We start from the raw sequence: 7,682 nt of genomic DNA on the forward strand, positions 1-7,682 counted from the left end.
CACCCTCTCGGGCTTTCCTCCGGGCTTTTCCCTTCGGTCTTGCGTTTCCGACTCTATCAGATCTTTCCGATCCGATTTCCTCGGTGCTTTCCGGCTTCTCGGTTTTCCCGATCCGCTTTCCGGCGTTGATCCGACTTTATCAGAAGTTCTGAGTCGAATTCCCCGCCCCTTCCGGTCAACCGTTCAGGCACACGAAGGTGCCGGGTTTCCCTTGCTGGCGGAGCCGTAAACGTACTGGAGCGGGGCGCCCCGATGCAAATCGAGGCGCCCCGCTCCGGGTTGACGCTGGTCAGGCAGCGCGAGCTGCTCAGACCTCCACGACGACCGGGAGGATCATCGGACGCCGCCGGTACGTGTCCGAGACCCACTTGCCGACCGAACGGCGGATCAGCTGCTGGAGCTGGTGGGGCTCGACCACACCGTCCTGGGCCGACTTGTTCAGGGCCTGCTCGACCTTCGGAATCACGGCGTCGAACGCCGAGTCCTCGATGCCGGAGCCGCGGGCGTGGATGTTCGGACCGCTCACGATCTTGCCCGTGGAGGCGTCGACGACCACGAAGACCGAGATGATGCCCTCGTCGCCGAGGATGCGGCGGTCCTTCAGGGATGCCTCGGTGACATCGCCGACCGAGAGGCCGTCGACGTACACGTAGCCGGCCTGGACCTTGCCGACGATCCGCGCCTTGCCGTCGACCAGGTCGACGACGACGCCGTCCTCGGCGATGACGATGTGGTCCTTCGGGACACCCGTCATCGCGCCGAGCTCGGCGTTGGCCCGCAGGTGGCGCCATTCGCCGTGCACCGGCATCAGGTTCTTCGGCTTGCAGATGTTGTAGAAGTACAGCAGCTCGCCTGCCGAGGCGTGGCCCGAGACGTGGACCTTGGCGTTGCCCTTGTGGATGACGTTGGCACCCCAGCGGGTCAGGCCGTTGATCACGCGGTAGACCGCGTTCTCGTTGCCCGGGATGAGCGAGGACGCCAGGATCACGGTGTCGCCCTGGACGATCCGGATCTGGTGATCGCGGTTGGCCATCCGGGACAGCGCGGCCATGGGCTCGCCCTGGGATCCCGTACAGACCAGCACGACCTCGTCGTCCGGCAGGTCGTCGAGGGTCTTGACGTCCACGACGAGGCCCGCCGGGACCCGGAGGTACCCGAGGTCACGGGCGATGCCCATGTTGCGGACCATCGAGCGGCCGACGAAGGCCACCCGGCGTCCGTACTCGTGGGCGGCGTCGAGGATCTGCTGGATGCGGTGGACGTGGCTGGCGAAGCTGGCCACGATGATCCGCTTCTGGGCGTTCGCGAAGACGTTCCGCAGGACGTTGGAGATGTCCTTCTCCGGCGGGACGAACCCCGGGACCTCGGCGTTCGTCGAGTCGGACAGCAGGAGGTCGATGCCCTCCTCGCTGAGCCGCGCGAACGCGTGGAGGTCGGTGAGCCGACCGTCCATCGGGAGCTGGTCCATCTTGAAGTCGCCTGTGGCGACGGCCATGCCCGCGGGGGTGCGGATGGCAACCGCGAGCGCGTCCGGGATGGAGTGGTTGACCGCGATGAACTCGCAGTCGAACGGGCCCAGGGTCTCCCGGTCGCCTTCCTTCACCTCGAGGGTGTAGGGGCGGATCCGGTGCTCCTGCAGCTTCGCCTCGATCAGGGCGAGGGTCAGCTTGGAGCCGATGAGCGGGATGTCCGGCTTGAGCCGGAGGAGGTACGGGACGCCACCGATGTGGTCCTCGTGGCCGTGCGTGAGCACGATGCCCTCGACGTCGTCGAGGCGGTCCCGGATGGTGGTGAAATCGGGCAGGATCAGGTCGATGCCGGGCTGCTCCTCTTCGGGGAAGAGGACGCCGCAGTCGACGATCAGCAGCCGGCCGTCGAACTCGAAGACCGTCATATTGCGGCCGATCTCACCGAGCCCGCCGAGCGGGGTGACGCGCAGGCCGCCCTTGGGCAGCTTCGGCGGGGCGCCGAGTTCAGGATGCGGATGACTCAAAAGACTCTCCTCACCACACGCGCCACGTACCGCTTGGGCACGTGGCGCGCATGACATTCGTGCACTTGCTGTTGTCAGTCGATCGTTGACCGATCGGATATTCAGTTATGAAGTCTGTTGTTAGAGCTGTACCCCGCCGGCGGCGAGATCGAGCTTGAGCTGGGCGGTTTCCTCCGCGGAAAGTTCCACGAGGGGCAGGCGCAGCGGACCGGCCGGGAGGCCCTGGAGGGCGAGGGCGGCCTTGGTGGTCATGACGCCCTGTGTACGGAACATGCCCGTGTAGATCGGCAGGAGCCGCTGGTGGATCTCGGTGGCCTTCTGGACCTCGCCGTTGAGGTGGGCGTCCAGGAGGGCGCGCAGCTCGGGGGTCACGACGTGGCCGACGACGGAGACGAAGCCGCAGGCGCCCACGGAGAGCAGCGGCAGGTTGAGCATGTCGTCGCCGGAGTACCAGGCGAGGCCGGACCGGGCGATGGCCCAGCTGGCCCGGCCGAGGTCGCCCTTGGCGTCCTTGTTGGCGACGATCCGGGGGTGCTCGGCGAGCCGGACGATCGTCTCGGTGTCGATCGGGACGCCGCTGCGGCCGGGGATGTCGTAGAGCATCACCGGGAGCTCGGTGGCGTCGGCGATGGCCGAGAAGTGCCGGTACAGGCCCTCCTGAGAGGGCTTGTTGTAGTACGGCGTGACGGCGAGCAGGCCGTGCGCGCCGTCGCGTTCGGCGGTGCGGGCGAGCTCGATGGAGTGATGGGTGTCGTTGGTGCCGATGCCGGCGACGACATGGGCGCGGTCGCCGACCGCGTCCAGTACGGCTCGTACCAGCTCCGATTTCTCCGCGTCGCTGGTGGTCGGGGACTCGCCGGTGGTGCCGTTGATGACGAGGCCGTCGTTGCCTGCGTCCACCAGATGGGCGGCGAGTCGCTGGGCACCGTCGAGGTCGATTGCGCCGTCAGCCGTGAAGGGCGTGACCATGGCGGTGAGGACCCGCCCGAAGGGGGTCTGCGGAGTGGAGATCGGAGCCATGGGTAACACGCTACTCGCTGCTCAGCGCCCGGTGCCCCCTCGGGGGACGTGTGAAAGGAGCCCGGCACTGCCTGCTCGGGGGTTCAAGCAGTGCCGGGTCCGTTTGATCAGCCTAGATGAACTTCGTGAAACGTCGCAATACGGACACTTCGCGTGACGGGATCGTACATCTGTGCTTTAAGGGGCCACACGGCCGTTCTTGTTGAACGCGGCATAGGTCAGCGGCATGAGCCGGGCCCAGTGCTGCTCCATCTTCTCGCCGACCATCTCGATCTCCCGCTGCGGGAAGGACGGCACCTTGGCGAGCTCGTGCTGGGTGCGCAGGCCGAGGAAGTGCATCAGCGAGCGTGCGTTGCACGTGGCGTACATCGAGGAGAAGAGGCCGACGGGGAGGACCGCGCGGGCGACCTCGCGGGCGACGCCGGCGTCGAGCATCTCCTGGTAGGCCGCGTACGCCTGGACGTAGGAGTCCTCCATGACGCGGCCGGTCAGCTCCTGCTGGGCCTCGCTGCCCTCGACGAAGACGTACTTGCCCGGGCGGCCCTCCTGGACCAGCTTCCGCGAGGCGTCGGGAACGTAGAAGACCGGCTCCAGCTCCCTGTAACGACCCGATTCCTCGTTGTACGACCAGCCGACGCGGTGGCGCATGAACTCGCGGAACACGAAGATCGGGGCGCTGATGAAGAAGGTCATCGAGTTGTGCTCGAAGGGGCTGCCGTGGCGGTCCCGCATCAGGTAGTTGATGAGCCCCGTGGACCGCTCGGGGTCCTTCTGCAGCTCGTCGAGCGACTGCTCCCCCGCCGTGGAGACGCGGGCCGCCCACAGCACGTCCGAGTCGGCGGCGCTGTGCTTCACCAGCTCGACGGTCACATCGCTGCGGAAACTGGGCTTGAGGTCTGCTGCGGGGGTGTCGGTCACCGGCGGGGTCCTTCCAAAGTGCGTCGCTCGGGCGGCGCCCACTCTACGGGGAGCCACTGACAGCGGAGCCCCTCACCTGCCCCCACACCCACCCGGACCACTTTCTTTGGCCAATTCGGGGAAATCGGGCACCGAATGGTGACTTTGCTCGTCTGTCTCTGTGACACCGCACACCAGAGAACTCCAAGGAGAGTGACCCCATGTTCGGCCGGCGAGAAGCTGTCCCGTTCGCGTTCGTCGCTGATGCCGACCGCTTCCGCAGTAACGTCACTCCGCCGCCAAGGGAGCGCCTCAGCGTCTCCGAGGTAGCGGGCCGTACGCTGGTCGGACTGACCGTCGTGGCCGGTCTCGTCGGATCGTTGCTCTTCGGAATCCCGTCGATGCAGTCGGGTGCGGCCGAGGGCCACCGGCAGCAGTCCGAGGCTTCCGACAGCCGTTGAGCAGTACGGCCCCCCTGGGGTGGCCCGGTCGAGACCACCTGGGTAGCCTCACCGGGCACAGCCCCTTCGAGCGTGCTTGTGAGTGAGGACCAGTCGTGCCCCTGCCTTTTCTGACGGCCGACCGCGCTTTTGACGCGTCCGACGACGTCGCGCTGCCGTACGACGACCACGACGAGTGGCGTCGTCCCTACCGTCCGGGACCCTGGCGGGTCGGGTCGGCGGCGCTCGCTCTGCTGCTCGCGTCGTTCGTGCTCTTCGCCGCGGTGATCATCGCCGCGGCGTCGGCCTCGGGCGGTGCCGTCGCGACGTTCGGGCTCGCCGCGGCGATCATCGCCGCCGCGCTGCGCGCGCTGCGCGTGGGCACCTGGGTGAGCCGTCACGGTGTGCGCAGGGTCGGGTTCTTCTCGACGGCGACCGTGGCCTGGCCGCAGGTGACGGAGCTCCGCACGGTGCAGCAGCCCGTGCGCTGGCTGGGGTTGCCCCGCACCGTGCAGGGCCAGGCGCTGGCTCTCGTACGGCAGGGTGGTGAGCAGATCACGCTGCTCACCGACCACAACGCCGACTTCCTCTCCCGCATCGAGGCCTTCGACCGCGCCGCCGACACGGTCGAGGCGTGGAACGCCGAGTACGGCGCCCACGCCTCGCGTTGACCTGACCGACCCCGCTACGCGCTGACCGTGCGGCCCTCGTGGAGGGCGATCGCGCGCTGCATCGCCTTGCGGGCGCGCGGGGTGTCGCGGGCGTCGTGATAGGCGACCGCGAGCCGGAACCAGCAGCGCCAGTCGTCCGGGGAGTCCTCGGTCTCGGCGCGCCGCCGCGCGAAGACCTCGTCGGCCGAGTCCCGGTCGATCCGGCCGCCGGCCGTGCGCTTCAACTCGTCCACGGGCAGGCCGCCTTCGGCCTCCAGCTCGCGGGCGAGCCGCTGCGCGTTCCGCGCGAAGGCGGTGTTCTTCCAGAGGAACCAGCCGCCCACGCAGGGCAGCAGGAACGCGACCGCGCCCATGCCCATGGCGGCCGGTTCGCCGGTCAGCAGGAGCAGGACGCCCTCCATCGCCACCACGCCGAAGACGAGGACGAGGACCGTGGCGAGGAAGACGTACGTGATCTTTCCACCCATGACCGTCAGCCCAGGTCCAGGAAGTGCTCCAGGCCGAAGGTGAGGCCGGGAGTGGTGACCACGCGGCGGGCGCCCAGGAGGATGCCCGGCATGAAGCTGGAGTGGTGCAGGGAGTCGTGACGGACGGTCAGAGTCTCCCCCTCGCCGCCGAGCAGCACCTCCTGGTGGGCCAGCAGGCCCCGCAGGCGTACGGCGTGCACCGGAACGCCGTCGACGTCGGCGCCGCGCGCTCCCTCCAGGGCGGTCGCGGTCGCGTCCGGCTGGGCGCCGAGGCCGGCCTCGGCGCGGGCCGCGGCGATCAGCTGGGCGGTGCGGGTGGCGGTGCCGCTGGGGGCGTCGACCTTGTTGGGGTGGTGCAGCTCCACGACCTCGACGGACTCGAAGTAGGGAGCGGCGATCTGGGCGAACTTCATCGTCAGGACGGCGCCGATGGAGAAGTTCGGGGCGATCAGGACGCCGGTCTCGGGAGAGGCGGTGAGCCAGGTGTTCAGCTGCGCGAGGCGCTCCTCGGTCCAGCCGGTGGTGCCCACGACCGCGTGGATGCCGTGGCTCACGCAGTAGTCGAGGTTGTCCATCACCGAGGCCGGGGTGGTCAGTTCGACCGCGACCTGGGCGCCCGCGTCGGCGAGCGTCTCCAGCTTGTCGCCGCGGCCGAGCGCCGCGACCAGTTCCATGTCCTCGGCGGCCTCGACGGCCCGTACCGCCTCGGAACCGATACGGCCCTGGGCTCCGAGGACCGCCACGCGCAGCTTGCTCATTGCTCTCTGAACTCTCTCTAGGAGACGGATTCGTGCAGGCGTGCCGCCTGCTTGTCCTTCAGCGGCCCTATGACGGACAGCGAGGGGCGCTGTCCGAGCACATCACGGGCGACCTCACGGACCTCGTCCGGGGTGACCGCGGCGATCCGGGCGAGCATGTCGTCGACGGACATCTGGGTGCCCCAGCACAGCTCGCTCTTGCCGATGCGGTTCATCAGCGCGCCGGTGTCCTCCAGGCCGAGGACGGTCGAGCCGGAGAGCTGGCCTATGGCGCGGGCGATCTCGTCGTCGGTCAGTCCGTCGGAGGCGACCTTGTCGAGCTCGTCCCGACAGATCTTCAGCACGTCGTGGACCTGGTTGGGGCGGCAGCCCGCGTACACGCCGAAGAGACCGCAGTCGGCGAAGCCCGAGGTGTACGAGTACACGCTGTAGGCCAGGCCGCGCTTCTCGCGGACCTCCTGGAAGAGGCGGGAGGACATCCCGCCGCCGAGGGCCGTGTTCAGCACACCGAGCGCCCAGCGGCGCTCGTCGGTGCGGGCCAGGCCCGGCATTCCGAGGACCACGTGTGCCTGCTCGGTCTTGCGGCTCAGGTGCTCGACGCGGCCCGCCGTGCGGATCGTGCGGTGGCCGTCGCGCGGGGCGACCGGGCCGGCGTCCGTACGGGTGAGGGCGCCGGCCTTCTCGAAGGCGCGGCGGACCTGGCGTACCACCGTGGCGTGGTCGATGTTGCCCGCGGCGGCGACGACCAGGTGGGTCGGGTCGTAGTGCTTCTTGTAGAAGCGGGCGATCCGGCCCCGGTCAAGGGCGTTGATCGTGTCGACCGTGCCGAGGACCGGGCGGCCCAGCGGGGTGTCGCCGAACATGGTCTGCGCGAACAGGTCGTGCACGACGTCGCCCGGGTCGTCCTCGGTCATCGCGATCTCTTCGAGGATGACGCCGCGCTCGGCGTCCACGTCCTCCTCCAGGATCAGCGAGCCGGTGAGCATGTCGCAGACGACGTCGATCGCGAGCGGCAGGTCGGTGTCGAGGACCCGCGCGTAGTAGCAGGTGTACTCCTTCGCCGTGAAGGCGTTCATCTCGCCGCCGACCGCGTCGAGCGCGGCGGAGATGTCGAGGGCACTGCGTCGCTTGGTGCCCTTGAAGAGGAGGTGCTCCAGATAGTGCGTCGCGCCGTTGAGCGTGGGCGTCTCGTCGCGGGAGCCTACGTTCGCCCAGATGCCGAAGGTGGCGGAGCGTACGGACGGCAGGGTCTCGGTGACGATCCGCAGGCCCCCGGGGAGGGTGGTGCGGCGGACCGTGCCGATGCCGTCCTTGCCCGGGAGAAGCGTTTGGGTACGGGCGACGGCCCGCCCCTCCGAAGAGGGGGGGGGCGGGACAACGGGACTAAGGGGCCGGACAGGTGGGGGGGGGGCGTGTTTTGCGAGCCGGCGGTGTAT

The 7,682-nt window shown here is 68.9% G+C and carries 8 protein-coding genes; 2 read left to right on the plus strand and 6 right to left on the minus strand.

The genetic code is table 11. The annotated features are described in order from the left end of the window. Window positions 1-307: 307 nt before the first annotated feature. The 3 genes from ACFQ7Q_RS36950 to thyX all read right to left on the minus strand — a co-directional run bounded on the left by ACFQ7Q_RS36950 (window position 308) and on the right by thyX (window position 3,931). Window positions 308-1,993: a ribonuclease J gene (locus ACFQ7Q_RS36950; protein ID WP_383563281.1), complete on the minus strand. Its 1,686-nt coding sequence runs from the start codon at window positions 1,991-1,993 to the stop codon at window positions 308-310. Window positions 1,994-2,113: 120 nt separating this feature from the next. Further along, the gene (gene dapA / locus ACFQ7Q_RS36955; protein WP_383563284.1) at window positions 2,114-3,013 is read right to left on the minus strand and encodes a 4-hydroxy-tetrahydrodipicolinate synthase; all 900 of its coding nucleotides are present in this window, start codon (window positions 3,011-3,013) and stop codon (window positions 2,114-2,116) included. A gap of 177 nt (window positions 3,014-3,190) precedes the next feature. Next, window positions 3,191-3,931: an FAD-dependent thymidylate synthase gene (thyX, locus tag ACFQ7Q_RS36960; protein ID WP_383563287.1), complete on the minus strand. Its 741-nt coding sequence runs from the start codon at window positions 3,929-3,931 to the stop codon at window positions 3,191-3,193. 200 nt (window positions 3,932-4,131) lie between these two features. Here thyX and ACFQ7Q_RS36965 point away from each other — a divergent pair, with 200 nt between their 5' ends. Together ACFQ7Q_RS36965 and ACFQ7Q_RS36970 are read left to right on the plus strand one after the other, a co-directional pair. Continuing rightward, complete coding sequence (locus ACFQ7Q_RS36965; protein ID WP_376443594.1) at window positions 4,132-4,371, plus strand: hypothetical protein; 240 nt, start codon at window positions 4,132-4,134, stop codon at window positions 4,369-4,371. A gap of 95 nt (window positions 4,372-4,466) precedes the next feature. Further along, window positions 4,467-5,021, plus strand: coding sequence for a hypothetical protein (locus ACFQ7Q_RS36970; RefSeq protein WP_383563291.1), 555 nt, complete (start codon window positions 4,467-4,469; stop codon window positions 5,019-5,021). 14 nt (window positions 5,022-5,035) lie between these two features. On the opposite strand, the gene ACFQ7Q_RS36975 is transcribed toward ACFQ7Q_RS36970, so the two are convergent. The 3 genes from ACFQ7Q_RS36975 to ACFQ7Q_RS36985 are packed head-to-tail and all read right to left on the minus strand — an operon-like array spanning window position 5,036 to window position 7,682. Next, window positions 5,036-5,488 (minus strand): hypothetical protein, encoded by a 453-nt coding sequence (locus ACFQ7Q_RS36975; RefSeq protein ID WP_383563294.1) that lies wholly within the window; start codon window positions 5,486-5,488, stop codon window positions 5,036-5,038. Between the two features lie 5 nt (window positions 5,489-5,493). Then, window positions 5,494-6,246, minus strand: coding sequence for a 4-hydroxy-tetrahydrodipicolinate reductase (dapB, locus tag ACFQ7Q_RS36980; RefSeq protein ID WP_383563297.1), 753 nt, complete (start codon window positions 6,244-6,246; stop codon window positions 5,494-5,496). A 17-nt stretch (window positions 6,247-6,263) separates the two neighbouring features. Next, window positions 6,264-7,682, minus strand: a complete 1,419-nt coding sequence (locus ACFQ7Q_RS36985; protein ID WP_383563300.1) for a M16 family metallopeptidase — start codon at window positions 7,680-7,682, stop codon at window positions 6,264-6,266.

Origin of the sequence: Streptomyces sp. NPDC056527, assembly GCF_042794475.1 — a bacterium.
Classification (GTDB): Bacteria; Actinomycetota; Actinomycetes; order Streptomycetales; family Streptomycetaceae; genus Streptomyces.

What these genes read in the sequence shown, in the direction of transcription:
- dapA (WP_383563284.1), bottom strand. Translation starts at nt 3,013, where the DNA reads ATGGCTCCGATCTCCACTCCGCAGACCCCCTTCGGGCGGGTCCTCACC.
- ACFQ7Q_RS36965 (WP_376443594.1), top strand. Translation starts at nt 4,132, where the DNA reads ATGTTCGGCCGGCGAGAAGCTGTCCCGTTCGCGTTCGTCGCTGATGCC.
- ACFQ7Q_RS36975 (WP_383563294.1), bottom strand. Translation starts at nt 5,488, where the DNA reads ATGGGTGGAAAGATCACGTACGTCTTCCTCGCCACGGTCCTCGTCCTC.
- dapB (WP_383563297.1), bottom strand. Translation starts at nt 6,246, where the DNA reads ATGAGCAAGCTGCGCGTGGCGGTCCTCGGAGCCCAGGGCCGTATCGGT.